Annotated in this window: 22 protein-coding genes; 12 read left to right on the top strand and 10 right to left on the bottom strand. The window is 63.8% G+C overall.

Annotated elements, in window-relative coordinates:
• Positions 1-181: 181 nt before the first annotated feature.
• On the bottom strand, positions 182-1,222 hold the full coding sequence (locus ACMV_RS17870) for an IS110 family RNA-guided transposase (RefSeq protein WP_011930570.1): 1,041 nt from the start codon (positions 1,220-1,222) through the stop codon (positions 182-184).
• Between the two features lie 238 nt (positions 1,223-1,460).
• On the opposite strand from ACMV_RS17870, the gene virB11 reads away from it, so the two are divergent.
• Entirely contained in the window at positions 1,461-2,528 is a 1,068-nt protein-coding gene (gene virB11, locus ACMV_RS17875) for a P-type DNA transfer ATPase VirB11 (RefSeq protein ID WP_011930796.1), read from the top strand.
• A complete protein-coding gene (locus ACMV_RS17880; RefSeq protein WP_011930797.1) occupies positions 2,528-4,348 on the top strand; it encodes a type IV secretory system conjugative DNA transfer family protein in 1,821 nt (606 codons plus the stop codon). The genes virB11 and ACMV_RS17880 overlap by 1 nt, the downstream gene beginning before the upstream one ends.
• A gap of 127 nt (positions 4,349-4,475) precedes the next feature.
• Here the strand turns inward: ACMV_RS17880 and ACMV_RS17885 are convergent, their stop codons facing one another.
• Positions 4,476-4,958, bottom strand: a complete 483-nt coding sequence (locus ACMV_RS17885) for an Lrp/AsnC family transcriptional regulator (RefSeq protein ID WP_011930798.1) — start codon at positions 4,956-4,958, stop codon at positions 4,476-4,478.
• A gap of 77 nt (positions 4,959-5,035) precedes the next feature.
• On the opposite strand from ACMV_RS17885, the gene ACMV_RS17890 reads away from it, so the two are divergent.
• From ACMV_RS17890 to ACMV_RS17900, 3 genes are read left to right on the top strand one after another with little or no spacing between them, the layout of a single operon-like run.
• Positions 5,036-6,076: a pyridoxal-phosphate dependent enzyme gene (locus ACMV_RS17890; RefSeq protein WP_231295221.1), complete on the top strand. Its 1,041-nt coding sequence runs from the start codon at positions 5,036-5,038 to the stop codon at positions 6,074-6,076.
• Complete coding sequence (locus tag ACMV_RS17895) at positions 6,073-7,242, top strand: amidohydrolase (protein WP_011930800.1); 1,170 nt, start codon at positions 6,073-6,075, stop codon at positions 7,240-7,242. Before ACMV_RS17890 ends, ACMV_RS17895 begins: the two co-directional genes overlap by 4 nt.
• Positions 7,239-8,552 (top strand): Zn-dependent hydrolase, encoded by a 1,314-nt coding sequence (locus ACMV_RS17900; RefSeq protein ID WP_011930801.1) that lies wholly within the window; start codon positions 7,239-7,241, stop codon positions 8,550-8,552. The genes ACMV_RS17895 and ACMV_RS17900 overlap by 4 nt, the downstream gene beginning before the upstream one ends.
• A gap of 96 nt (positions 8,553-8,648) precedes the next feature.
• On the opposite strand, the gene ACMV_RS17905 is transcribed toward ACMV_RS17900, so the two are convergent.
• On the bottom strand, positions 8,649-9,905 hold the full coding sequence (locus tag ACMV_RS17905) for a Y-family DNA polymerase (RefSeq protein ID WP_011930802.1): 1,257 nt from the start codon (positions 9,903-9,905) through the stop codon (positions 8,649-8,651).
• Positions 9,906-9,910: 5 nt separating this feature from the next.
• Positions 9,911-10,288 (bottom strand): LexA family protein, encoded by a 378-nt coding sequence (locus ACMV_RS17910; protein WP_041665724.1) that lies wholly within the window; start codon positions 10,286-10,288, stop codon positions 9,911-9,913.
• Positions 10,289-10,344: 56 nt separating this feature from the next.
• On the opposite strand from ACMV_RS17910, the gene ACMV_RS17915 reads away from it, so the two are divergent.
• Positions 10,345-11,055 (top strand): SOS response-associated peptidase, encoded by a 711-nt coding sequence (locus tag ACMV_RS17915; protein ID WP_011930804.1) that lies wholly within the window; start codon positions 10,345-10,347, stop codon positions 11,053-11,055.
• Positions 11,056-11,287: 232 nt separating this feature from the next.
• On the opposite strand, the gene ACMV_RS20210 is transcribed toward ACMV_RS17915, so the two are convergent.
• From ACMV_RS20210 to ACMV_RS17925, 3 genes are all read right to left on the bottom strand, one after another.
• Positions 11,288-11,887 (bottom strand): PEP-CTERM sorting domain-containing protein, encoded by a 600-nt coding sequence (locus ACMV_RS20210; protein WP_013634985.1) that lies wholly within the window; start codon positions 11,885-11,887, stop codon positions 11,288-11,290.
• A 27-nt stretch (positions 11,888-11,914) separates the two neighbouring features.
• On the bottom strand, positions 11,915-12,931 hold the full coding sequence (locus ACMV_RS17920) for an IS1595-like element ISAcr1 family transposase (RefSeq protein ID WP_007421341.1): 1,017 nt from the start codon (positions 12,929-12,931) through the stop codon (positions 11,915-11,917).
• A gap of 315 nt (positions 12,932-13,246) precedes the next feature.
• Positions 13,247-14,263, bottom strand: coding sequence for an IS1595-like element ISAcr1 family transposase (locus ACMV_RS17925; RefSeq protein WP_007421341.1), 1,017 nt, complete (start codon positions 14,261-14,263; stop codon positions 13,247-13,249).
• A gap of 392 nt (positions 14,264-14,655) precedes the next feature.
• Between ACMV_RS17925 and ACMV_RS20215 the strand changes: the two genes are divergently transcribed.
• Complete coding sequence (locus ACMV_RS20215; RefSeq protein ID WP_013634986.1) at positions 14,656-15,330, top strand: PEP-CTERM sorting domain-containing protein; 675 nt, start codon at positions 14,656-14,658, stop codon at positions 15,328-15,330.
• Positions 15,331-15,557: 227 nt separating this feature from the next.
• Here ACMV_RS20215 and recD2 read toward each other — a convergent pair whose 3' ends face one another.
• The gene (recD2, locus tag ACMV_RS17930; protein ID WP_011930806.1) at positions 15,558-17,753 is read right to left on the bottom strand and encodes an SF1B family DNA helicase RecD2; all 2,196 of its coding nucleotides are present in this window, start codon (positions 17,751-17,753) and stop codon (positions 15,558-15,560) included.
• Between the two features lie 333 nt (positions 17,754-18,086).
• Complete coding sequence (gene mobF / locus ACMV_RS17935; protein ID WP_231844532.1) at positions 18,087-22,364, bottom strand: MobF family relaxase; 4,278 nt, start codon at positions 22,362-22,364, stop codon at positions 18,087-18,089.
• On the opposite strand from mobF, the gene ACMV_RS21640 reads away from it, so the two are divergent.
• Positions 22,326-23,159: a hypothetical protein gene (locus ACMV_RS21640; protein WP_231844533.1), complete on the top strand. Its 834-nt coding sequence runs from the start codon at positions 22,326-22,328 to the stop codon at positions 23,157-23,159. The two genes, mobF and ACMV_RS21640, sit on opposite strands and share 39 nt — an antisense overlap.
• Before the next feature lie 26 nt (positions 23,160-23,185).
• On the opposite strand, the gene ACMV_RS17940 is transcribed toward ACMV_RS21640, so the two are convergent.
• The gene (locus ACMV_RS17940) at positions 23,186-23,524 is read right to left on the bottom strand and encodes a hypothetical protein (protein ID WP_011930808.1); all 339 of its coding nucleotides are present in this window, start codon (positions 23,522-23,524) and stop codon (positions 23,186-23,188) included.
• A 263-nt stretch (positions 23,525-23,787) separates the two neighbouring features.
• On the opposite strand from ACMV_RS17940, the gene ACMV_RS17945 reads away from it, so the two are divergent.
• Genes ACMV_RS17945 through ACMV_RS17960 form a run of 4 tightly spaced genes read left to right on the top strand, consistent with a single transcriptional unit; the run spans position 23,788 to position 26,352 of the window.
• Positions 23,788-24,342 (top strand): hypothetical protein, encoded by a 555-nt coding sequence (locus tag ACMV_RS17945; protein ID WP_049796646.1) that lies wholly within the window; start codon positions 23,788-23,790, stop codon positions 24,340-24,342.
• 9 nt (positions 24,343-24,351) lie between these two features.
• Positions 24,352-25,242 (top strand): P-loop NTPase family protein, encoded by an 891-nt coding sequence (locus ACMV_RS17950; RefSeq protein ID WP_013634989.1) that lies wholly within the window; start codon positions 24,352-24,354, stop codon positions 25,240-25,242.
• On the top strand, positions 25,239-25,943 hold the full coding sequence (locus tag ACMV_RS17955; RefSeq protein WP_231844534.1) for a hypothetical protein: 705 nt from the start codon (positions 25,239-25,241) through the stop codon (positions 25,941-25,943). Before ACMV_RS17950 ends, ACMV_RS17955 begins: the two co-directional genes overlap by 4 nt.
• A 4-nt stretch (positions 25,944-25,947) precedes the next feature.
• Positions 25,948-26,352, top strand: a complete 405-nt coding sequence (locus tag ACMV_RS17960; RefSeq protein WP_013634991.1) for a hypothetical protein — start codon at positions 25,948-25,950, stop codon at positions 26,350-26,352.
• The last annotated feature ends 427 nt before the right edge of the window (positions 26,353-26,779 follow it).

Consider the following 26,779-nt stretch of genomic DNA (forward strand, 5'->3'; position numbering starts at 1 on the left):
CGAACCCGGCCAAGATGGAGATCCGCGCGGCCTGATCCTCATAATCACACCGGCCTCGGAGGCCGTTCACTGCGTCAGGTTTTCAAGCCGCCGTTCGACTGTCAGGCCATCTTCCTTTCACCTCACGCAGACATCGACTGCCCTTTCGCGCCCAACTGTGAGCGCTGTTCGGGCGATTCCGTCATGCGGCCGCAGCCGCCGCTTCGAATTGGGCGTCGTAATCGCAACCGTGCGCCAAAACGGCCCATGCAATCCGAGCCAGCTTCGCGGCCAGCGCGACTACGACCACGTTCTTATGCGCTCGATCGAGCAATCCCCGCGCCCAGCGGCCCAACGGCGTATCGCGTTCGACAAGATAAGGCAGCGCCGCTCGTGCGCCATGGATCAAGTTCTTCCGCAAATAACGATTGCCGCGTTTGCTGATGCCGAGCAGGCGCGGTTTTCCACCCGTTGTCATTTGCCGTGGAACGAGCCCCAGCCACGCCGCCATGTCCCGCCCACGTTTGAATGCATGCGCCTCGCCGACCGCCGCCGCCAGCGCCGTAGCGTTTATCGTTCCAATTCCTGGGATTTTGGTCAAACGTCGCACAGCCACGTCGTCACGAGCCAACTGAACGAACTCGGCGTCGAAGCCGGTGATCCTCTGGTCGAGTGAACGCCATTCCGCCCGAAGATCTTCGATCAACGTCCGGATGCGCGGGCTCAACGCGGCAAAACCGCCATCTTCGGCCAATGTCTCAAGCTCGGCTTCCAGTTTCCTCCGGCCTTGCGGAACGACGATCCCTCGCTCCAGCAGCAACGCCCGCAAGTGATTGATCAGCGCCGTCCGTTCCGAGACGAGGCGCTCCCGGGCTCGGTGCAAAGCCTGGAGATCAGATTGGTCCTGGCTCTTCACAGGCACGAAACGCATCGTTGGCCGCGTCGCAGCCTCTGCGATCGCCTCCGCGTCGAGATCATCGTTCTTCTGCGCCTTCACGTACGGACGGACATATTCCGGCGACATCAGCCGCACCTCGTGGCCCCGCGCGGCGAAAATCCGCCCGAGGTGATGAGCGCCGCAACATGCTTCCATTGCCACAATGCACGACCCAAGCTCGCCAACGAAACTTTCCAACGTTCCCCGCCGAAGTCTCCGCCTCAAAACAACCCGGCCGGCGGCGTCCATGCCCACCACGCTGCAAGAGTTCTTCCCAAGATCGATGCCGAGAATCATGATATCCATCGGTCTGCTCCTCTCTCCAAACCAGCGGCGATCCTACCAGATCGCCACGAGAGGGGCGGGCCATCCCATAATCACATACCGAGACGCGCCGCAAGCCCCATGTATGGACACAAACAGAATACAGAAAAACAGCGCTACGCAAGGAAATCCGCCATGTTCAGGTTATTCTGAAGTAAAAACTTCAGCTTAAAATCTGGCACTCGGCCATGGTCATCAGGGCTAAAAAGCGGGGGGAATTATGAACGGCACCGATTTTTCCGATGACCTCGTGGCGGAAAGCCCGGCCGCGCCGCTGCTCCGCTTCCTGCTCGCCCCGCTGCAACCCTGGCTGAACGATGGGGCCACTGAGGAGCTGTGCATCAACCGGCCCGGCGAGTGCTGGGTGCGCCAGCGCGGCGTTTTTGAGCGGTTCAAGGTGCCCCTCGATCGCTCGGCGCTGGAGGATATTGCCGTGCTCGCCGGCGCGCTGCGCCGTCAGGATGTCGGCCCTACCTCGCCGCTTTGCTCCACCGAACTGCCAGGCGGCGAACGGCTGCAAATCTGCCTGCCGCCGGCCGTGCCCACCGGTACGGTCAGCCTGACAATCCGCCGGCCGGGCTCGACGGTCGCGCCGCTCTCCTCCGTCACCTCCAGGTATCAGTCGGACGGATGGAACAGTTGGGCGGAAAACCGGGACACCCGGAATTTCGCGGAAGCCCTGGACTACTACGATTCCGGCGATCTTGAGGGCTTCCTTGCGGCGGCCGTGCGCTGCCGCATGACCATCCTGCTCTGTGGCGCCACCGGCTCCGGCAAAACCACGATGAGCAAAACGCTGATCTCGGCGATCCCCATGGCAGAGCGGATCATCACGATCGAGGACACGGCGGAGCTTGTGATCCCGCAACCGAATCATGTCCGGCTGCTCTACTCGAAAGACGGCCTCTCCACCGCGAAAATCGACGCCGAGGCGCTGCTGCAGGCCAGCCTGCGCATGCGGCCAGATCGGGTGCTCCTGCAAGAGCTCCGCGACGATGCGGCATGGACCTATGTGAACGAGGTGGTTTCCGGGCATCCGGGCTCGATCACCACCATTCACGGCGCCAACCCGGCCCAGGCGTTCAAGAAGCTGTTTTCGCTCATCAAGGGATCCCCGAAGGGCGCTAGCTTCGATGACGCCACGCTTTGCGATCTGCTTGCGGCGGCTGTCGATCTCATCATCCCGTTCGAGACTTCCGGCACCACCTACCGGATCGGCAAGGTCTGGTTTGGCCCGGACGCGACCAGGCGCGGCGAAACAGCCGCCGCCCTCTTGCGGGCCGCCTGATGACCTGGCGCGGCGTGATGCGGCTCCTCGTTGGGCTGGTGCTCGGCCTGGTGTTCTTCTCCGTCCTCGCCACGATGATCTTCCTCATTGGAACCGGACTGTTCTGGCATTTCCGGCATCCGTTCTGGCAATGGTGGCTCTATCTTTTCGAGGCCAGCGGAGATCCTACTGTACGGGTCTGGCTGGTCATCAGCGGCGTGCCGGCCTTCGCGATCCCCTTCCTCGCCGGGGTCGTTCAGCTTGTGCGCGGCCGGCGCGTCACCGGCTGGTCACTGCGCCGCGATCACGCCCCGACAAAGCCCGTCGATGCGCCGATCCGTGCCCCAACCGACAACCATGGTCATGCCCGCTGGATGACGATGGAGGAGGCCCGCGCCAGGTTCCCGGGGCCAGCCCCGGAATATGGCGGGCTTGTCGTGGGCGAAGCGTATGAGGTTCACCGCGACAGCGTTGCCAGTATGCCGTTCAGGCCGAAGGATCGTTCAACCTGGGGGCAGGGGGGCAAGGCGCCCCTGCTGATCGATCCATGCGAGATTGGCTCGACCCATTGCATGATGTTCGCCGGATCGGGCGGCTACAAGACGACGACGGCCGTCTCCACGCTGCTGACATGGACCGGCTCGGCCATTGTCCTTGACCCCTCGGTGGAGCTGGGGCCGATGTTGCGCCAGGCGCGTGAGGACATGGGCCACAAGGTCTATATGCTCGATCCCCGCACGGCCCGCGAAGTCGGGTTCAATGTGCTCGACTGGGTCGATGTCTCCTCCCCCCTCGCGGAAATCGATGTTCAGGCCGTGGTTGAGTGGGTTTGCGGCGATACCAAAGCAGGCGGCGATGAAAACGCCTCCTTCTTCAAGAACAGCGGCAAGGAGCTGGTGACGGCGCTGCTCGCGCATATGCTCTGGGACGAACACCTGGAACCGCACGAAAAGACCTTGCGCGCCGTCCGCGCGGCCATCGTTACGCCCGAAAAGGAGCTGCGGAACGTCTTGGCCCATATTCACAAGAACTCGCAAAGCCGCCTCGCCCGCGATCTGGCCGGTAGCTTGAAGGACATTGTGGATGAGACCTTTAGCGGCATCTACAAGAACGCCACCCAGGACACGGCCTGGCTTTCAACCGCCGCCTATGCGGATCTCGTCTCCGGCAATGCGTTCCGTTGCGCTGAGCTGACGCTCGGCAAGACCACGGTTTTCATCAACATTCCCCTCAAGGCGCTCGATGCCACCCCGGCCGTCGCCCGCGTCATCACCGGCGCGCTGCTGAACGCGGCCTATGAAGCGGATGGCGTGATCGAAGGCCGCGTGTTGTTCCTGCTCGATGAGGCCGCCCGGCTTGGCCCCATGAAAATCCTCGAAACCGCCCGCGACTGCGCCCGGAAATACAAGATCACGCTGTTTCCGTTTTATCAGTCGATCGGCCAGCTTCGCGAGCTGTTCGGCCAGAACGGCCCGGCCAAGTGGTTTGAATCGGTCAGCTGGTATGGCTTCGCCGGCGTCAAAACCAAGGCCGTTGCCGAGGAGCTGGCTGCGGCGATCGGCGAATATGGCGTGCTGGCCTGGTCGGAAGGCTCGAACACCGGCAACTCGGCAAAGGGCCTGGAAGCAGGCACGCGCTCGACCGGCCAGACCAAAACCTATCATGAGCTGAAACGCCAACTCATCCGGGCCGAGGAAATCATGCACGACATGAGGGATGATGAGCAGATCATCTTCCCAAAATCCGGCCGGCCGCTGCGCTGCGGCCGGGCCATTTATTTTCGGCGGCCTGAGATGGCCGCACGTGTGGGCGAGAACCGCTTTGCCGTCAACGCAACTTAACCCAGGGGCGGGCAAGACGGGTAGGGAAGTGCCAAATTGAATATCTGCACACGATCCAAGAATGTCGTTCGCGAGCCGAGTAAGCGTTGCCGAAAGCAGCCGTTTACCACTTCGGCTACACGAACGGCTAAACACCGCAGACGGACAAGCTCCGATTGCTCAGGCCGGCAATCTCTCGAAGGGCGATTATGGTTTGGAATCCCTTGACGTTCGGATCATTATGGAACACGTCGCGGGCGAACCTCTCGTAAGCGCCCACGCCGCTGACTTGGAGCAAAAGCACGAAGTCGGCTTCACCGGTCGCATACCAGGCGCATTTGACCTCATCGCGCCCCCGCAGTTTCGCCTCGAAGGCGTCGAGAGCAGCGATGCCCTCGCGTTCGAGTGAAACCAGCACGTGGATGGTCAGGGGCGTTCCGAGCACCGCAGGGTGCACAATGGATACATCGGCAACAATCACGCCGCTTCGACGCAAGCGCCGCAACCGACGCAAAACCGCACTCTCGGAAAGCCCGACTTGGTCGGCCAGCACCCTGGCCGAGGTCTGATTGTTGACCTGGAGCTTCGAAAGCAAAGCCCGATCGAACTGATCGAGATCGACGGTTTCCATCGGCTACGCGTCCAAAAATGACGATATCCGTCTTATCACGCCTGAATTTAGGCGCCAACCGTTAGATGAAAACGGGCATGATTATGGTTATGAACGCAACAACCGAAACTCCCCGCACCTCCGGCATTGCCTCGGATCTCGCCCGCCTCTCGCCGGATTACGCGCCGACGCCGCTACTCGAGCTGCCTGCCTTGGCCAGAAGGCTGGGCGTCGCCCAGGTGCTGGCGAAAGACGAAGGGTGCCGCATGCTCGGCAGCTTCAAGTCGCTCGGTGGCACCTATGCCGGGCTTCGCGCACTGGCGCGTGCTGCGAACACGGACATCGCCGCGCTGATCGCCACACGTCCGGGCGGGCAGCCTACCCTGGTCTGCGCCAGCGACGGCAACCATGGCCTGGCGGTCGCGGCCGCAGCGCGCTTCGCCGGGGCTAGCGCCCGCGTCTACCTGCACAGCAGCGTACCCCAATCCCGTGCCAAGCGGATCGAGGCGCAAGGCGCCGAGGTGATCTGGGTCCAGGGCACCTACGACGACGCGGTGCACGAAGCTGCCGAGGCGGCCCGTAACGAGGTTGGGATTCTCGTGGCCGACACCACGGACGATCCGAACGACCCGGTGGTGCGCGACGTGATGGCGGGCTACGGCGTCATGGCCGCCGAAATCCGCGCCCAGGTGGAAGCCGCCGGTCACGCGCGGCCCACGCACCTGTTCGTCCAGGCTGGCGTCGGCGGCCTCGCCGCCGTCATGGCCAAAGGCCTGGGCGACTGGCTTGCGGCACCGGGCCGGATCATCGTCGTCGAGCCCGAGACTGCGCCCGCCGTGGCCGCCGCTCTTACCGCAGGCACGATCATCCGTGTCCAAGGTGACCTGGAGACGACCGCGGAAATGCTGTCCTGCGGCGAGGCCAGCGCCCCCGCACTCGAAACCCTGCGACGGCACCGCGTGGAAGCGATCACCGTCTCTGAAGCCACCCTCGACGAGGCCCCGCTCCTCCTGCGCGACTGCGGCGGCCCAGCGACGACGTCTTCCGGCGCCGCAAGCCTGGCGGGCGCCCTCGCACGGCCCGGCCTCCCGGCGGATGCCAGGGTGCTGATCCTCGTCACCGAAGGGGTGCCGGCATGATGACCGACGACGCCTTCTGGGCCGAACTCCGCGCCTGGCGCCGCGACTTTCACGCCCACCCGGAATTCGGCTTCGAGGAACGGCGGACGAGCCGCCTGGTGGCAGAGCGTCTGCGTTCCTTCGGCATCACCGACATCGTCGAAGGCGTCGGCGGCACCGGCGTAGTCGCTACGCTTACCCGGGGTAGCGGCAACCGCGCCATCGCCTTGCGTGCCGACATGGATGCGCTGCGCATCGAGGAGAAGTCAGACCTCGCCTATCGGTCGCAGGTGCCCGGCGTGATGCACGCCTGCGGCCATGACGGGCACACCACGATGCTACTCGGCGCAGCCAAGCTACTCGCCGCCGAAGGCGGCTTCGACGGCTCCGTCCGTTTCGTGTTCCAACCAGCCGAGGAATGGGGCAAGGGCGCGCTCGCCATGCTCGCCGACGGGCTCACCGAACGGTTCCCATTCGAGGAGATCTACGCGCTCCACAACAAGGCGGGCCTGCCGGTTGGCAAGTTCCAGGCCCGCGTAGGGACAACCATGTCGGCCGAGGACAATTTTGAGATCGTCCTGCGCGGCATGGGGGGCCATGCCTCGCGCCCGCAAGACGGTCGCGAGGTGCTCGTCGCCGCCTGCGCGCTCGTGGTCAACCTCCAGACGATCGTATCCCGCCGTGTGGCGCCGACCGACTCGGCCGTGGTGTCCGTGACCGAGCTGCTGACCGACGGCACACGCAACGCCCTGCCCAGCACGGCCCGCATCCTGGGCGACGCGCGGAGCTTCCAAACGGTGGTGAGCGAGACGATCGAGGCGGAACTGCGCCGCATCGCCACGGGCACCGCCGCTAGCTACGACGTAGGCTGCGACGTGACCTACACGCGCGAGTTCGTGCCGACCGTCAACGATCCCGTCGCGACCGCGGCGGCGCTCGCGGCCGCCCGCACCGTGCTGGGCGAGGAGAACGTTACACTAGCCGATCAACCAGGCACCGGGTCTGAGGACTTCGCCCGCTTCCTGCAGCACGCGCCGGGTTGCTACGCCTTCATCGGCAACGGCGAGGGCTCCGTCCCAGCCCACCACCCCGAATTCGACTTCAACGACGACGCGCTGCCGACAGGAACGGGCTTCTTTGTCCAGATCGTCCGCGACCGGCTCGCGACCCGGCCGACGCAGCCGTGACCGGCCCCCGCATCAACGCCGAACGCTTGCTCGGCCGCCTCCGCACGCTCGGTAACATTGGCCGCGACGAGGGACGGCTCACCCGCCTCGCCGCCTCGGACAGCGACCGCGCCGGCCGCGACGCCGTGGTGGGCTGGATGCACGACGCCGGGCTGGAGGTCATGGTCGACCGCATCGGCAACCTGTTCGGCATCTGGCACGCCGGTGACGCCAATTCCGCGCCGCTCATGCTGGGCTCGCACATCGACACGGTCATCGACGCCGGAATCTACGACGGATGCTACGGCGTGGTGGGTGGGCTAGAGGTGGTCCAAACGTTGAGGGAGGCCGGCGTGAAGCCGGACCGGCCTGTCGTGATCGCGGCCTTCACCAACGAAGAGGGCGTGCGCTACGCCCCGGACATGATGGGGTCCCTCGTCTATGCCGGCGGCCTCGGCGTGGCCGAGGCGCTTGCCACCGTCGGCACCGATGGCACGGTGTTGGGCGAGGAACTCGCCCGCATCGGCTATGCCGGCCCGCACGAGCCCGGCTTCCTGCGCCCGCATGCCTATCTGGAGCTGCACATCGAGCAGGGGCCGATTCTGGACCGCGAAGGTGTTGCGATCGGCGCCGTCGAGAACCTGCAGGGCATCTCCTGGCAGCGCGTGACGATCGACGGCGTGGCGAATCATGCCGGCACCACGCCGATGGCGATGCGCCGCGACGCCGGACAAGCCGCCGCACGGGTTGTGACTTTCCTACGCGACCTGATCTCGCAAACCAACGCCCCGACCGTCGCGACGGTGGGCTGCATGGCGTTCGAGCCGAACGCCATCAACGTCATCCCGTCCCGGGCCGTGTTCACTGTCGACCTACGCGACCCCGACGAGGATCGCCTGCGCGCGGCAGAGGCGACCCTCGCGCGATACCTCGAAAGTCTGGCCGACGCCGAAGGGGTCACTGTCGTCGTCGAACGTCTCGCCCAGTTCGACCCGGTGACCTTCGACCCGGCCATCGTCGCGGCCATTGAAGCCGCGGCCGCCGAGAATGGCCTACGCTCCCGCCGCATGACGTCAGGAGCCGGACACGACGCGCAGATGATCGCCCGCCTCTGCCCCGCCGCAATGATCTTCGTGCCCAGCCTCAAGGGCATCAGCCACAATCCGCGGGAGCACACACAAGCTGCCGATCTGCAGGCCGGGGCCAATGTTCTGCTCGACGTCATCCGCAAGCTCACACACGTAGCCTCCGGCGAGGCACGATCCTTCTCGCAACAGAACTCAAAGTTGGGCTTCGCTTACGACGATTCGTTCACAAAAGAGGGCATCTGAAGCGATTGAGTTAACTCGAGCGGCCGCTTGTTGAAGCTGGGAAACAACAGCGGACAGTTCGCTTCCCACCCAAACCGGACATAAATGAAGCCCACGTTAAAACGAATTCGCGACCAGCATTTCCCCGGCTTGCGTCGTGTATCGGGGGGAGAGATTTTGCCGGCGTGCGCCCCATGATGGGGATGTGGCCGTCGAAGCGATCCGCAGGGTTCCGCGCCCGAACCGGGCGTTGATCGCATCCATAGCTTTCATTGCGGCGGCCGATTGGTCACGGTCGAAGCTGGCGAACAGAACGGCCTGGCGCCGCGCCGGCGCCAGATCCTGCAACATCACCCCCGCCTTGAAATACCGGTATCCAGGATGCCAGACGGCCCGCAACAGCCTGATCGCCTCGCCGATCAACAGACCGGTATCGGCCGTGGGCTCGATCTTGCCCTGGCGCTGCGCCGAATACCACGGGTCACCGTTATGGGGGTTGGTATGGGTGAAGACCGTGATCTGGCCCGCCTCAAGCCCCTCGGCGCGGAGCTTCTCCGCCGCGCGCGCGGCGAAGGTACAGATGGCCTCGCGCAGTTCAGCCGGCCTGTCGATCATGTGTCCGAAGCTGCGGCTTACCGCGATTCCCTTCCGTGTTGGCGCCATTAGCGATAGCGGCAGGCAGGAGGCGCCCCTCAACTCTGTCTGTACCCTAGCGCCGGTGACGGTCAGCATGTCGCGCACCGCGCGCGGATCCGCCCGCACGAAATCCGCGATCGTGGTGATCCCCGCCGCGGCGAGTTTTGCCCCGACCTGGCCGCCGATGCCCCAGACCTCGGCGATAGGCAGCCGTTCGTAGTGCCGCGCCCGGAGCTCCGGATCGCGTAGGTCGCACACGCCACCGAGCGCCGTCTCCTTTTTCGCGATCTTGTTGGCGAGCTTGGCGATCGTCTTGGTCGGGCCGATCCCGACACAGGTGGGGATCTTGGCGATCTGTCGGACATCGCGCCGGAGATCGCGACAGAACCGGTCGAGATCGGGGATACCATCGAGATCGAGGAACATCTCGTCGATCGAATAGGGCTCAACCTGCGGCACCCGTTCAGTGAGCACGTCGTAGACCCGGCGGCTCATGTCGCCGTAAAGGGCGTAGTTGCTCGACCGCCATTCGACGGCCCTGCTCTCCGGGCGCTTGCGGAACAGGTGCCAGGGCTCGCCCATCTTGATCCCGAGCGCCTTGGCCTCCGGCGTTCGGGCGATGGCGCAGCCGTCATTGTTGGACAGCACCACAAGCGGGCGGGAGCGCAGTTCCGGCGCAAACGCCTGCTCGGCTGAGCAATAGAAGGAATTGCCGTCGATTAGCCCGAAAGTCGGCATTGCGATCAGACCTGAGTTCGCACCAGGCCGGTGATCACCGCCCAGATTTCGGCGTCATCGCCCTCGACGGGGAGGGGCTCGGTGCCGGCGCGGCCGGAGAGCAGTTGCCACTGCCCGTTGCGCCAGGCGAGCTGCGCGACCAGCACGTCGCCGGCCAGCATCACCACCGCGACCTTGCCGGGCGCCGGCGGTGTGGCGGCATCGGCGATCAGGATATCGCCGGAGAAGATGCCGCGGCTGGTCAGCGCATCGCCGGCTACGCGCACGGGGTAGCGGCTGGGCCGGCGGAGATCGAGGATCTCGGACAGATCGATCGGTCCCTCCAGGCTATCACCTGCGGGGCTGACGAAACCTGTGGTATTCCCGCCTGTGTAGCTTCCCATGTACACCTCCATCGGTCAGAACATATGGAGAACATTTCAGGAGAGCAAGAGGCGCCATGTGCGGACGTTTTGCAGCCTTCCAGCCGGTTGAAGCGATCCGCAAGCTGTTCGGGGCGGTCAATTCAGCGCCGGCAGATGCACGGCCGTCCTGGAATATCGCCCCGTCACAGCGGGCGCTGGTTGTCCGCCGACATCCTGAAACCGGCGAGCGGCGCATCGACCTCCTGAGCTGGGGTCTGGTGCCGCACTGGACCAAGGATCTCAAGGAGGCCCGCCGGCCGATCAACGCACGTGCTGAGACCTTGGCAACCTCGCCGATGTTCAAGCCGGCGTTCGCGTCCCGGCGCTGCCTGGTGCCGGTCGACGCCTGGTATGAGTGGCAGGTGACGCCAGACGGCAAGCGGCCGTTCGCCTTTGCCCGCACGGATCGCGCGACGATGGCTTTCGCCGGCCTCTGGGAAAGCTGGGTCACGCCGGGTACGGGGAAAGTGCTCCGCACCTTCACCATCATTACCACGTCCGCCAATGCCATGGCCGCGCCAGTGCATGACCGCATGCCGGTTATCCTCGATGCAGACGATTGGCCGCTCTGGCTTGGCGAAAGGACAGGGGAGCCGGCTGCTTTACTCCGGCCGGCTCCGGATATGATGATCGAGGCATGGCCCGTCGGGCGATCTGTCAACTCGCCCCAGAATAACGGCCTGGAACTCCTTTCGCTGCTTGCTGAACATAAAGACTTGTATCTAACCAATCCGGCAGATGGTTGATTGGCAGTGCCGCTCCAGTGACAGCATCATCGATGACGATATGGGCATAAAGGACGTGCTGCGCGGCGGTCCCGATGAAGGATCGTTGGCAAAAAAAATCCCGAAATCCTCATACAGTTACGCACCGGACTTCTGCATCTGAATCCCCCGCTTATGGCCTATGGGGAGGATGTGGTGCGAAATTCTTGATTTTTGGAAATCCTCCCCTTAAGCCGTAGCAGTCATACCTCTATCAGAGGAATCGTTTAGAGAGTTTGAACCGCCCGACCAAACCAAGGCCGATAAGGCCAGTGCCAAGTAGAAGAAGGGAGCCGGGTTCTGGCACTGGTGTTGGTGTCGGTGTCAGGGGTTTTGATACAAGATCATAGTTATTTTTTGTTCCAACCCAGTTAATCTTGAAATCTGGGCTGTACCCTGAAAATAAACCAGATGATAATGTAACATAGAATGTATAATTAATGCTGCTGTCTGCTGGCAATGCCGGACCTTGTGGTGTTGTTTCGGCCGCAAAGCAGTAAAAGTTTCCCTTTCCATTACAGCCGTTTGCGTTCAATCCTCCCGATAATTCTGTGAATCCCGATGGGGCTGCAGCACTTGCGAAATTTGATGGGGGATTAAGAGCAAAAGACTGTACACCATACCGCCCACCCTCTGCATCGGAAGGGCCATTTATGCCCGCTATATTAAGGGTGAACTGATCCGTTAAGGGATTGGCTGTTGCTGATTCGGACAGCGTATAGGTTATGCCATCGGCGATCAGGCTGGCGTGCGCTCCGGCCGTTGTAAGCCCCAGTACGACGATGGCGCTGGCAATATGGCGAAACTTCAACATGAAGAACGTTCCTTGCCTATCCGGTTGTTACCCACACCCACTAAATGTAGGGTGTGTCCATTCCCCGGAATAAAGCTCGTCAAAGGTTGGTGCGGCTGCCCTACCCGCGATTCCGAGCAGCGAGCGGAACGCGTTGAAGGGATAGAGGCGCCGGTTGAACCGAAACGTGAATTCATTGAGGTAGGCTTGTAGATGTTTGGCGCTGACCCCGTGATGGATGCCGTTGATCCAGGTCTTCAGGTTGGTAAAGACCAAGTGGACGATCGGCAGGAATTCTTCTGCCACCTCCGGGTCGCCGCATTCGGCGATTGCATGGTGGTCGAACCCGCGCCTTCCGAGACCGGCATAGCCGCTCCAGTCGTCGGTAACGATCAGCGATCCGGGAGCAACGGCGTTTTCGACGAATCCGCAGAGCGAATTGGCGCTACGGTCGGGGACAACAGCGAGACGAACGCGTCCCGCGTAGCGACCGTCTTTCCGATTGTCGAGCTTGGTTCCCGGTTTCCGGTGGCGCACCTCCACGGCACAGGCGACGAGAACCTTGTGATGGACACCCCGTCCATCGCCTCGGGTTCGTCCTCCAACCCACGTTTCATCCACTTCGACGTGTTCTTGCGGCGTGTCGCCAATCTTGTCGCGCTCGGGGCGCACCATCCCGGCGCGCAGCTTATGAAGGATGCCGAAGGCGGTCTCGTAGCGCGACAGGCCGAGTTGCCGCTGAAATTGGACGGCCGACATTCCGGGCGTCTGGCTGGCGATCAAGTAAGCCGCCCAGAACCAAGTCGACAGCGGCGTGTGACTGCGTTCCATAACGGTCCCAGCCATCAGGCTTACGTCTTTGCGACAGGCCCGGCAGCGCAGAACGCCCGGGCGCGCCTCGAAACGGAACGGCTCGCCAACGACGCCGCACCTTGGGCAGGCGAACCCTCCATTCCAGCGGGCGCTTTCGAGATAGGCGGCACAGGCCGCGTCGTTCGGGAAAATACGCTGGAATTCCGGCAGAGACTGCGGGAACGGCAGGTCTTCACGGGCCAGGACATCCATGCCCAACACTAGATCTAGTAGGTATGGGAGTCAACCGGATAGGCAAGGAACGTTCCTTTCGAAATACCGGCGTTGACTGACGCGGTCGGTTCATCCCTTTGTGAAGCCGGAACAACGATTTTTGGCCGCATAATTAAGCAGGCAATTTCTATGCCGAGCTAAATAACCTAACAAAATCAATGCGCATAAATTTTCAGACGATAGAGATGTAAAATATCCCGACACTATCTAGAGTTGTTTGGTCATAAGTAATGGAACGCCCGACGCTGTAGTCAGAGGGCAGAGCTACAGGTTTGAACCTTGCCTATCCGGTTGTTACCCACACCCACTAAATGTAGGGTGTGTCCATTCCCCGGAATAAAGCTCGTCAAAGGTTGGTGCGGCTGCCCTACCCGCGATTCCGAGCAGCGAGCGGAACGCGTTGAAGGGATAGAGGCGCCGGTTGAACCGAAACGTGAATTCATTGAGGTAGGCTTGTAGATGTTTGGCGCTGACCCCGTGATGGATGCCGTTGATCCAGGTCTTCAGGTTGGTAAAGACCAAGTGGACGATCGGCAGGAATTCTTCTGCCACCTCCGGGTCGCCGCATTCGGCGATTGCATGGTGGTCGAACCCGCGCCTTCCGAGACCGGCATAGCCGCTCCAGTCGTCGGTAACGATCAGCGATCCGGGAGCAACGGCGTTTTCGACGAATCCGCAGAGCGAATTGGCGCTACGGTCGGGGACAACAGCGAGACGAACGCGTCCCGCGTAGCGACCGTCTTTCCGATTGTCGAGCTTGGTTCCCGGTTTCCGGTGGCGCACCTCCACGGCACAGGCGACGAGAACCTTGTGATGGACACCCCGTCCATCGCCTCGGGTTCGTCCTCCAACCCACGTTTCATCCACTTCGACGTGTTCTTGCGGCGTGTCGCCAATCTTGTCGCGCTCGGGGCGCACCATCCCGGCGCGCAGCTTATGAAGGATGCCGAAGGCGGTCTCGTAGCGCGACAGGCCGAGTTGCCGCTGAAATTGGACGGCCGACATTCCGGGCGTCTGGCTGGCGATCAAGTAAGCCGCCCAGAACCAAGTCGACAGCGGCGTGTGACTGCGTTCCATAACGGTCCCAGCCATCAGGCTTACGTCTTTGCGACAGGCCCGGCAGCGCAGAACGCCCGGGCGCGCCTCGAAACGGAACGGCTCGCCAACGACGCCGCACCTTGGGCAGGCGAACCCTCCATTCCAGCGGGCGCTTTCGAGATAGGCGGCACAGGCCGCGTCGTTCGGGAAAATACGCTGGAATTCCGGCAGAGACTGCGGGAACGGCAGGTCTTCACGGGCCAGGACATCCATGCCCAACACTAGATCTAGTAGGTATGGGAGTCAACCGGATAGGCAAGGTTTGAACTGACCGCATTCAAAGCGGCAGAAAGTACAGGAAGGGCCAAGGCCGGCGAGCAAAAGGTCATTGAGACTGATCGGAAAGGCTTGGCTGGCCCAAGATCCCGTTCGCTGCATCAGACCATGCGTGGCCTCCGAGGTCGCGTGACGCGCTGATCATAGATATCAATCTGAAAGACCTTGGCGGCCGATTGAAATAAAATTCTGTCAGAAAATTTTACACATCTGAGTGCTGGTTCTTTTAATGAAAAATAAGTCATTGGAATTATTTGGTAAATTGATATGGCCCGAAACTTGCTGGGAAAAAACTGTCTAACCCCCCATTACACAAGGATGTATTTGTCATGTCTCTCAAATTTGCCACGATCGCGGCCTGCGCCGTAGGGGGATTGATGATGGGCTCAGGCGTTGCCCACGCGACCCCCTCGCTCGATTTCTCGGTTCAGGCATGGACTGCGCAAACGCCGAATTCCGGTAGCGCCAGCTCTAATCAGCAGGCCCTGCCAAGCAACCCGATAATCTCTGCCACCAACGCATTCTTTACCGGGAATTTCCTGGGTTTGCCGAACTGGCAAGACAACTCCCAAAATACAAATACACTCAACGACTTTACCAATAATCTGACCGGATTCAGTAACGTCAAATATTACAATGGCAATTCTGGCACAACGGTACTGAGCACTGGGGGATTTGGTTCGGCCACGCTGTTCGACCTGACTTTCACCCTCAACCACACGCTGAGTGCCACCGTCACGCATGATGATGGTTTCAGCCTGTGGAATGCAACCAACACAGGTAATGCCCTCTTTAACTATGCCCACCCCACTAGCGCTGTTCCTGACAGCATCAGCGTTGGTCCAGGCACCTATAATCTCTGGTATCTCGAGGCAAACGGTGCCCCGGCACAGCTGACGTTCTCGAACGTCAAGGTTCCGGAACCGGGCTCACTGTTGCTGCTCGGTACTGGCTTGGTCGGACTTGGTCTGATCTTGCGCCGTCGCCGCTCGCGCACGGCGTAATCAGCCGCAACGATGCTTTTCGACAGGCGGTGGCAGCACCGCCTGTTTTTTGTGTCCTCTTCTGCGGTTACAGGCGTGAAATGTGGCCCGCACCAGAACCTGCATTATGGAACTTCACGGCAAGTCGCCGGCAACTCACAGTCCAATTCGGCCGTGTATTTCTGCGCCTTATGAATATCCCTGCAGCAGCGACAATCAAACAATGCGATACCGTCATTTCTGCCCCCTCATCCTGACAGCCACTCTCTGAGCTTCGACCATCGGCGCCGCCCCGAGACATTCCGCACGGCGATGGCGACAGCACGCCGACTGCCGACCAGAACGACTAGCCGCCGGCCGCGCGTGATGCCGGTGTAGAGCAGGTTCCGCTGCAGCATCACGTAGTGCTGGGTCAGCACCGGAATGACGACGGCAGGGTATTCCGAGCCCTGGGACTTGTGGATCGTCGCCGCATAGGCCGGCACAAGCCCGTCCAGCTCGCCGAGACCGTAGACCACCTCCCGTCCATCGAAGCCGACGCCAACCTCCCCGGCCTCCGCATCGACCCGGGCAATAAAGCCGATATCGCCGTTGTAGACCTCCCGGTCGTAGTCGTTCTCGATCTGCATGACCTTGTCGCCGGGAGCATAGGTCCAGCCGAATCGCTCGACCCGCGGTTCCGCCGCGCCGTTCAGCGCCGCCTGCAGGGTGATGTTGAGTGACCGCGCGCCGACCCCACCCCGGGCCATCGGACAGAGCACCTGGATGTCGCGGATCGGATCCAGTCCAAACCGGTGCGGAATCCGCGTCTTCACCAGCTCCACGATGCGCTCGACCGCCGTCTCCGGCTCGTCGGCCGCCACGAAATGGAAATCGCTCTCGGGATCAGCGCGGCCGAGATCGGGGATCTCCCCGCGATTGACGCTATGCGCCACGGTGATGATCCGGCTCGCCGATGCCTGGCGGAAGATCTCCGTCAGCCGCACCACCGGTACCGCGCCAGACCCGATCAGATCGGCGAGCACCTGCCCCGGTCCCACCGAGGGAAGCTGGTCGACATCTCCCACCACCAGCAGCGCTGCCTCGTCGGGGATCGCCCTGGTCAGCGCATGCATCAACGGCACGTCCACCATCGAGGTCTCGTCGATCACCAGAAGGTCGCATTCCAGAGGATGGTCGACGCCGCGGCGGAAACTACCGCTCGCAGGATCTACCTCGAGCAGGCGGTGGATCGTCTTCGCCTCGCCCCCCGTCGTCTCGGCAAGGCGCTTGGCTGCCCGGCCGGTCGGCGCGGCGAGCAGAATGCGGACGGATTTCGCAGCGAGGATCCGCAGGATCGCCCGGACGATCGTGGTCTTGCCGACACCCGGTCCGCCGGTGATCACCAACAGCTTCGCGGTCAGCGCCAGCCGCACCGCCTCACTCTGGCTCGTCGCCAGATTCATGCCGAGATGGCTTTCCACCCAGCCGATCGCCTTGTCCGCATCGATCGATGGCCAGGGCGTTGCACCAGAGGCAACAATCCGCAGCCGTTCGGCGATACCCTGCTCCGCCCGATACAAGCCGGCCAGGAACACACAGTCAGTCCCCGCCACCTGATCGGCGATCACCGTGCCCTCTGCCAGTTCGAGGTCGAGTGCCGTCCCGATCAGCGGCGCCGGCACCTCGAGCAACGTTTCGGCGAGCGAGACCAGTTCGCCGGCCGGTAGGCCACAATGGCCATCATCCATTGCCGTCGCCAGCGCATGACCGATGCCAGCACGCACACGGATCATCGCGTCCCTGGCGATGCCAAGCTTCTCCGCGATCGCATCCGCTGTCCGGAAACCGATCCCCCTGATGTCCCGCGCCAGACGATACGGGTTCTCGCTCATCACCTGCACCGCGTCGGCGCCGTAGGTCTTGAAGATCCGCACGGCGCGGGCCGTGCTCACCCCATGGCTGTGCAGGAACACCATGATCTCCCGCACCACCTTCTGCTCGGCCCAGGCATTGACGATCCGCCCGGCCCGCACCGCGCCGATACCCGGCACCTCGCGCAGGCGCTCGGGCTTTGCCTCGATCACGTCGAACACCGTCTCGCCGAAGGCTCGGATCAGTTTCTTCGCATACACCGGCCCGATGCCGCGGATCATGCCCGAGGCCAGATAGCGCTCGATCCCCTCGGCCGTGGTCGGCGCCGATGTCCGCAGGAACCGCGCCCGGAATTGCTGGCCATGAACCCGGTCGTTCACCCACTCGCCGCTCGCCGTCAGCCACTCGCCAGCGCTGATCGTCGCGGCATGCCCGATGACTGTAACGAGATCACGGTGCCCCCGGGCTTTCACCCGCAACACGCAAAAGCCGTTCTCGACATTGTGGAACGTCACCCGCTCAACCAGGCCAGCGAGGACCTCGCGATCGGGTGTCTGAGCAGGGGCAGTGGCAATAAAATGGTTCCCCATCACCCCATGCGACGCTGTCTTCCGGCGCCGGTCAAGTCAGTCGCAGGCGCGTCTGCTTACGCGGCGCGGCTCCAAGGGGAGGGGCAAAAAAATGGCGGCCATTGAGGCCGCCAAGTTTAGGGAGGAAACGTCCAAAAAGGCGAGGCAGTGCCTCGCACAGGACCGATATAGCGCGGCAGGACGCAGTCGTCTTATATATTTTGTGCAGTGCAGCATTGTTGCCTGTAATGACCCGGAGCAACGGGGTGGAATTCCTGGCACCGGTTATGGAATTGGCCGTGCCAGAAAGCAGCAGGGACGACAGCAGTTCCTCAAGGAATTGGATCCAAAACCCTACCGCCCGCGGCCACGCTTGCGGCTTTCCTGTTCAACCGGACGTTCCTCGGCTTGGCGCTGCGCCTGGCGGCGATGCCCCTCCAGCGCTTTCTGTAGCCGCGCCCGGGCACTCCGATGCGCGGCCTCGATCAATGGCCGCGCCCGCTCCCACCCCGCCGCCACGGCTGCCCGCACGGCCGGAGCCGCCCGCTCGATGCGGGCCAGCGCCTGGCCCTTATCCTCGACAGCGCGCGCCATGGTTTCGGTCAAGCGGCTTTGCGTGCCGGCCCGGGCTTGGGTGCGCGCAAAACGCTGGGACAGGTCAGAGGGCAAGCCTGCGGCCTCGCGCTTCTCGTCGGCCGCCAGCCCTTTGAGGAAGGCGCGGGCCGCATTGCGGCGGGCCTCCTCGCCGATCTTCACCAGATCGAGCGCATTGGTCTTTTCAGGCTGACGCGCGATATTCCGCGTCCAATTCGTCCAGATGTCGTGCTCGCGGATCGGGCGCGGATCGCCCAGCGGCCGGCGGCCCGCGATCTCCTGCCGCTCAGCCCCCTCCGAGGTCAGCCAGTAATCCCGTTCCCGGTGCCGTGACCCGGAGACATAGGTCTTGAAACCGTCCGTGGTCTGCGAGCCGCCAGGTGTCACAAAGATATGCTCGGTCGTGGTGATGCCCTGGGCGGTGTTGGTGGTCATGGCATAGCCGTAGGCCAGCCGCATCCGGCCGGTTTCCTTGTCGGCCAGCGTGTCCCACTTCACAAAGCCCTCGCGGCCATGGTCGTTCCGCAGCACCAGGCCTTCGTCGCGGATGCTGGTGATTTCGAGGATCGAGCCATTATCGCCGATCGCGCCCTTGCCGCCGTCCAACATCGCAGCATTGGTGCGGGCGAAGAGCCGGATTTTTTCGCCCGTCGCGATCGGCAGCGCGTAGTGCTCACCGGTGTTCTTGTCGATCGCCGCCAGCGTCATGCGGCTCTGCCCCAGCTCGCCAGAGGCAAGCAGCCGTTGCCGGATTGCCTCGCCGATCGCGCGTGCGTCCTGATTGGTCGGTGTGCTGATCGAAATCGTAAAGCGCGGCCGATCTACATTCGCTTTCCGGCGCTCATCCCAGAGCGCGGCAGCTCGCGCGATCACCTCGCCATGCCCGCCGGCGATGATCTCGGCCGTGCCATCCTGCCGCTTCATGTCCAGCGCCTTGCCAACAGCTTCGGCGCCACCTTTTCGCAGCAAGCCCGCGATTTCGCGCGCCCGTTCGTTGGTCTGCCGCACGCTGCTTTCAATCGACGGCACCTTGCCCAGCCCTTTTTCGAGAAGGCCGATCACCTGGCCCGCCTCGATCGACTGGCATTGCTTCGGATCACCGATCGCCACCATACGGAACCCGTGCCGCTCCTGGAGCCGCAACAGATCGAGCATCTGGCGCGTGCCGATCGTGCCCAGCTCATCGATCACCACGACACTGCGGCTGGACAAGTCCAGCCGGCCGCTCTCCACCCGGTTGATGAACACCGAGACTGCCGCGATCGTGTCACGCCCGCCGGCCTCGGTGTCGGTGTCGGTATTCAGCCCGGCCTCGCGCAGCTCGCGCGCCTGGCGCCAGCCGAGGCTGATGCCGTGAATGTCCGCACCCTGCTCGCGCCATGCCGTCACCAGCGGCTTCAACAGCGTGGTCTTGCCAGCTCCGGCCGCCCCGATCCCCACCGAGAACCGGCCGCCCATGCCGAGATGATCGATCATCCGGCGCTGTGCCGCGCCATGCGCGCCGGTGAAACTCAGCCCGCTCGCCTCGATCCCGCGCTTGATTTGTACCGGGTTGAGTGTGCCGCGCCGATCGCGGCCAGCTTGTCCCGCCAGCTCGACCAGCGCGCTCTCCTGCTCGACATGGGCGCGCGTCGTCAGCCTGGTTGTGGTGATCGTCACATCCGGGTTTTCCGGGTCATCCCTCTCGGTCTCGACCGCGATGATCTGCGTGCGTGCGGACTCACCGTTGCCGCCAGCACCACCGGTTTCGACAACCCCGCGCGCCCGCAACCGCGCGATCACCTGATCAACATCGCCGCCATCCTTGATGCCGGCCGCCACCAGGCCACGCGCTGCGGCAACGCGCTCATCCTCGGCCTTGATGACCGCCCGCCGGGCAAACTGCTCGCCCAGCACCCGCGAAGCCGCCTCATAGGCCCGATCCAGCCGGGCCGCTTCGGTCATCTTCTCCGCTGGCGCCGCGTTCTGCAGAACGCTTTTGTGCTGGTAGCCGCGTGCCTCCGCCTGGCGCCGCCAGCTCGCAAAATCGCTCAGATCATCGGCCTTGGCACTGCGGCTCGCAAAGGCGCCGCCTTTCAGCAGCTTGATTCGTTCATCGCCGGTCATGCGGTCCCAATCCGCCCCCAGCGAGGCAGCATAGGCTTTCGCGTCGGAGAGGGCATCGCGGGTCCGCTTACTGAACGCCGCCCGGATCTCCTCCGGCACGGCGCTGAGCCGCGCCGCGCCGGTGGTTCGGTCCAGCTCTATACTCGCGCCGGCTCGCCGGAGATTCTGGGCAAGATGCGCCTGGTAGATCGCCCCCCATTCATGGATGCGACCGTGCATCTGCAACGTATTCAGGGACACAACCCGGCCGCTCTCGGTGACGATGACATTCGGCACCGCGACATGGGTATGAAGCTGCGGATCCCCGGCCACCTTCACGGAGACGATCTCGGTTTCCGTGCGGCCATCCGCTGTCTGCCGGGCGATTTCGATTGTGGGCCGGGCCGTGTAGTGGTCAAAGGTAATCCACCCGATGCGGCCCTGCTCGGTGCCTTCCTTGCCGCCTTTGCCCTTCCGGGCCTGGCCAATGACCTGCTCGATCTCCGCCATGGTCGCGGCCACCGCATCCTTGTGCGCCTGGGCCAGCTGGTTGCGCTCCGCCTCGGTCGGCGCGAAGGCCCAGGCCAGCGACACCGACTTGTCGGCCGAGAAGGTAAAATCAACGTAGCCGATCGGGGTTTTCGAGCGGTTGACCGCGTTTCGCCAATCGGCCGCATCCAGCGCCGTGCCATCCGCTCGCTTGCCCTCAAGGATGTTGGCCCGCTCGGTCTCGGAAAGGCCGCGCCCGTCTTTGGCCTCCAGCGCCTTGTAGAGCCGCACAAGCTCGGGATGAGGCGCGGGCTGGCCTTGTTCGGTCTCCTGGGCGGACGGGCCATCCGGCGCGGCGCCGGGAGAGGCGGATGACAACTTCGCCTCGATCCGCGCCCGGTCGGCAGCGCTCGACGCTTCGGCCGTCGCCAGCGCCCGCCGCAAGCCGGCGGCGCCACTTTCGCGCAAGGCATCGGCCCAATCGGCGCCCTTTGCCCCGCCCGCGACATCAGCCGGCGGTTCAAGATAGACCGCCTCGCCGCCATTGGCCTCGATCAAGGCCGCGGCCTTGGCGGCCGCCTTCTGCCCGGCCTCGCCAACATCACGGCCATTGTGGAGGCGGGCATTGTCGCGATCGGCCAGCAGGACAACCGGCGTCGAGCCGCTGAATTGCCCGGCCCAGGCCACCAGGCCGCCCGCATTGTAGCCAACAACACCAGCCTGCCGCGTTGCCTGCACGACACTCGCGACGGTCTCGAACCCTTCACCGGCAACCCGGGCCTGGTCATGGCCACCGATCGGCACCGCTGCGCCAGCCGGCGGATGCAGCAGCCAGGCGCCCGAGGCCCCCAGCATCCGGCGGCCGATTTTTGCTCCGCCTTCGGTCAGATAGGTGCGCTGCACGCCGGTCAGCCGCACCCGGCCATCCTCATCCTGGCCGAACATCGGCGTCAGCATCACCACCGCCGCACCGGCCGCCACTTCCGCCGCATCATAGTTCGGATGCGGCCGGACCAGCCGCACATGGCTCATCAGCCAATCATCATCGAGGCCGCGCCCGCTGAGATAGGCCCGGGCTGACGCCCGCAGGGCCGCGGCCTCGTCCACGCGCGCCGCATGCGCTGTCCGCTGCTGCAACTTCTGCCCCGCAGACCCGTGCAAGCTCGGAGCGTGCAGCTCGCCAGTGCCCGGAATCGCCTCATCCCAGAGCTTCCCGGCAATGCTCTTGCGAAAGACGTTGCGCCGTATCTCGGCAGTACGCGCCGCCTTGGCCGCCTCGGGATCCAGCTCGACCGCCTCGGCTTTGACGCCCAGCCGGCGCACCAGGCTCTCGAACCGCCCGCCTTCGCTGGCGGCAAAGTCGGTCCATTGACCCGTTGTGGCGTTGACCGAAACCGTCCAGCTTTCTACTCCGCGCCAGGTCGCTTGCAGGCGCAACCGGCCGCCGCTGGTCCGGTAGGGCACACCGGCGGCATCAAGCGCCGCCGCAACGTCGATCGCCCGGGGTTCCGCTGGCCGATCCTCGGCCGCCGGGCCACGCGGCGGCACCGCCGGTTCACCGCCCCGCGCAATATCCGCCTGCCAGTCGGCCGCCAGCGCCGCATCCCGATCATACCCGGCCACCTCCTCCATCGGGGGCGGCACAAAATCTTCCGGCCAGGGCGGCGGGCCATCGGCCGCACTTCCCAGCTCGCCAAGCGCCGCCGCTTCGGCGGCAAGGGCCGCATCGCGATCCTCCGCCTCGTGCGCCTCAACAGCCTCTGGCGCTGCGGTCTGCGGAGTGATCGCGGGGGCCGCCTCGACTGGCGCGGCCGGCAGATCAAATCCGTCAGCCCGTTTGCCGGCAAGGAGGTTTTCCAGTTCCGCGCGGGTCGGCAACCGCATCGGATCAAGCCCAAACACTTCGGCAAGCGGCGTCACCGCGCGCTGATACTGTTTGCCCGCGATCTTCTCGCCATCCGCTCGATTGCCCGCCAGCAGCTCGGCAATCTCGTCACGGGTCAGCGGGCGCGACGTGTCGATCCCCAGCGCGGCGGCAACGGTGGGGTGCATATCCCGGCGGGGCTCGGGAATGGTGCCTGGGCGGGCCGCGTCCGTCGCGGTGGCCGCCGCGTTATCTTCCGCCGCTGCCGTGCCTGGCTGCCAAAGCCCGCCCTCGACGGTCATGCCGCGCTGATAATACGCCGCCATATCCTGCTCGAACCCCGGCAGTGTCATGGTCATCAGGTGATCCGCCATCTTTCCGGCGGCACCGGATGAAGTGGAGGCCGCACCGGCGCGGAACGTCAGCACGTCTCTCCGCCTGCCTCTGACTGCGATCCGTCGTCGTCCGGCTCGAGCGCCGTGGCCAGGCCACGCATCACCCCGGCCTCAACCTCTGCCCCCAACCCGTCCAGCGTTGTGCCGATTTGCAGAAGCGCGGTGGTCTGATCGCGCAGCGCACCGGCGATCCCTGCCAGGGCTTCCTCAAGCGGGCTCTCTTCCGAAGGGGTCGCCAGCTCGATCAACCGCGCCAGCATTTGGCTGTGCGTATTCTGCGTTTCGATCATCAGCCGCATCGCCTGGATGACGGCATCGAGGCGGTCATCTTTCCGGGGCGACGGGGCGGCTTCGGGCTCTGGCATCGGGCGGAACTCCTGTGATCACCGTAGCGCCATTGTCACTTGTGCCGCAAGCTCCATAGGTGCAATGGTCTGTGACTACCCCTCTGGATTTTCCCTCCACACAGTGCCGGGGGTTTGGCGAGCTTCATGGCGCGGTGCTGCTGTGATTATGCTGTGAATTTGCATCGTATATGCCGTGATATTGATGATGATAATGCCGAGAATATGCTGCGGTTGTGCTGCGTTCTATTGACGTGCGGAGATTGAAATCGGTAGGATTCGCTATGCCCGCACCTGACCTCGATATCGAAAAGCTCGGGGCGGCGATGGCTTCCGGCCTTCGTCGTCGGTCGCCGTTGATGGTCTGGTTTATCGAGCACCACGACGAATTCGCTGCCCTCCTCGACAAGCATGGAGCGCATTGGAAAGGGTTGGCGGAGCACTTCGCGGCGGCCGGGCTGGTCTCGCGCACCGGCCAGCCGCTCACGCCGCGCACGGTCGAAAACTATTGGCTGCGGGCGCGGCGCCTGGTCGCCAAGCGCCGCGCGGAAGGGCACCCGGTTACGGCGGCACCGGCCGGCGCACCGGCACCCGAACCGAAATTCGAGTTTGTGCGTTTGCGGAATGAGGGTCGGGGTGTTTCCGCAGCGGAACGCCATGCCCTCGGCGATCCAACTGCTCCGGCCGACCAGGCGGCCCAGCCGGCACCCAAGTTTCAACGGTCATGGATGAGAAACGAGGGCCGCGGCGTTTCTGCTGCGGAACGCCGTGCCCTTGGTGATCCAACAGCTCCGGCCGATCCTGACGATCCGAAATGGAGAGGCGACAAATCCCGATAGGAGAATTTGATGACTGAGGCCCCCTCATCAGAAAAGAAACCCAACGGCGCCCACAAACCCGCAACTCCCGTATTCCGCCCCGATAGCGCAGTCGCCGGACTCAAGCCTGCGGAAATCAAGCCTCTGCTGACCAGCGAGCAATCCAGCACCGAACCCGTCGCCCAGGGCCTCGATCTCGCCGATCGCCCCAAGATCATCCTGACGGCCGGCCGGGGCAAAACCGGCAAGACCACCTTCCTGCGCTGGATCGCGGAGATGGCGCAGCGGGACGGGAAAGCGCCTCTCCTGGCTGACATTGATCCCACCAACGCAACCTTCTCGACCTATTTCGGTGGGGTCGCTCGGCCGGACACCTTCAACCAGGCCGCGGTTCGCGACTGGCTCCAGGACTTCATGGAGTTCGCCATCGCCGAAAAACAAACCGCCATCGTCGATCTCGGGGGTGGCGATACGATCCTCCGCACCATAGCCGGAGAAATGCCCGGCTTCGATGCAATGATCGAGGAGGCGGGCATGGCCGTGGTGATGTTCTACCTCGCCGGCCCGCATCCCGAGGATTTAACCCCGGCCGCCACGCTCGGCGCCTTGGGCTTCAAGCCCCGCGCGCGGGGCTTCGTGCTCAATGAAGGCATGGCTCAAGCCGGACAATCCCGCGACCAGGCGTTCAGCCGCGTCACCTCCTCGAACGTCTATCGCGATGAAACCGCGGACGGCGCGCTCACCCTCTGGATGCCGCGCCTGCATGCGGCCGAGGCGGTCGAGGCGCGCACCGCGAGTTTTATCGCTGCTCGGGACGGCCAGACAGAACCGCCGCTCGGGGTGTTCAACCGATCGCGGGTGGGCCACTGGCTCAAGGCGATGGATGAGCAATTCGCCGGCGTGAAATCTTGGATGCCATGAGCGAGGCCGTCGATCAGGGCGGAGCAGAAGCCGCGATCCGCGCCGCGCGAGCGGAGCTGGATCGGGCCGAACAGCTGGCCCGGCTCGACAATGACCCCACCGCGCACACGCTCCACGCGCTCCGATTGTTCCTGGACTCGACAGCCGCCATCGCCGCGGATCAGCGGCGCGTTATGGCTGAGCACCGACAGAACATCGATCAGGATTTCAGCGCCGTGCGCCAGGCGCGGGATGGCTTGGCGCAAACCATCGATCAAGCCTTCCAGGCGGCAAAGGCGCAGGCCGAGGCGGCACATGCGGATCTCTCGCGTCAGTTTGTGGCCTCCTTCGCGAAAGAAGCAGAACAGCGCCTCAAGTCCATGTCGCGGTGGGTATGGTGGCGCACGATCGCCTCGGGCGCGGCGCTGGCGATCGTGATCCTCGCGCTCGGCTTCGGCCTGGGCTACTGGCGCGGCAACGCGGCCGGGTACAGCCGGGCCGCCGGGACGATTCAGGCCGCCGGGGCCGTTGAGCAATCCGTCCTCGCCTCGCAAGGCCCGGCTGGCTTGGCGCAATGGCACCAGCTCATGCGCGACAACGCCATTCTCGACACCATGAAATCCAACTGTTCGGGGAAGAACGTAGCGCATCAGGACGGCCGCACGGCCTGCCATCTTTGGTTATGGACCACGCCGAATGTCGCGTCCGCCGCGCATGGGTAGCGGAATGGACGAGCGTTTTACTCCCACCGCGGATGGGTCGGCTCGCTCGGCCGACTTCACCTCCCAGCTCGGCCGGGTTTTGCTCGGCCTGCTTCGGGGCGCCTTGCGCTGTATGCTGGCGGCTGTGCTCGACGTGGTGATCCTCGCGGTGCGGTTCGTGCTCTGGTTCCGCCGCATCCTGTTCTGGCTGGGCTTCTTCTCAGCTCTGTCCTGCATTTTGAATTATGAGGTTCATCGACTGCGCCTTGCCGCCTTCGCGCTCGGGGCTGGTATCCTCATGATGGCACTCTCACGCGCCAGCCTGCTCCTCAATGACCGGCTGCGCTTCTGGCAGCTGCAACTCCATGCCTGGGCGCAAGGCTGGCCAGTGAAGCGTTATGCCTTCACCGTGTTGCCGTCCCGGCGCTGATGGAGTTGGCCGACTTAATACCTAACCAGAAGCTGAACAATTACATGTAAGCATGTTGTTGTGTTGGTAGGGGCATAACTCGATCCTGGTCACTGGATGGCGGATTGTCTGCCTCTGAATCCAGCCGTTCAATGCCGACCCGAGCTGGCGGGAGCGCGCCCAACATGTCGCCCAACCTTCCCAAGGGAATGCTCCATAGCCGAAACTCGTGGGCACTCTGCTGGCTAACCGCCTTGGGTGGAACGCGGAATGGCCGCTTTGAAACGAGAAAGCTGCGAAACAGACATTTCCTGCATAGCCCGCTCCGGCCGAAGCCCGCCTGCCAGCTCCGGCGTACGTCGTGGCCCAAAGGCTGCGCGGCGGCAGGGGCCCTCTTGCACATTCACTGCGCGATCACGCGTCGTGCTGCAAGTCACGCCCGGCAGGC

Origin of the sequence: Acidiphilium multivorum AIU301 (assembly GCF_000202835.1) — a bacterium.
Taxonomy (GTDB): Bacteria; Pseudomonadota; Alphaproteobacteria; order Acetobacterales; family Acetobacteraceae; genus Acidiphilium; species Acidiphilium multivorum.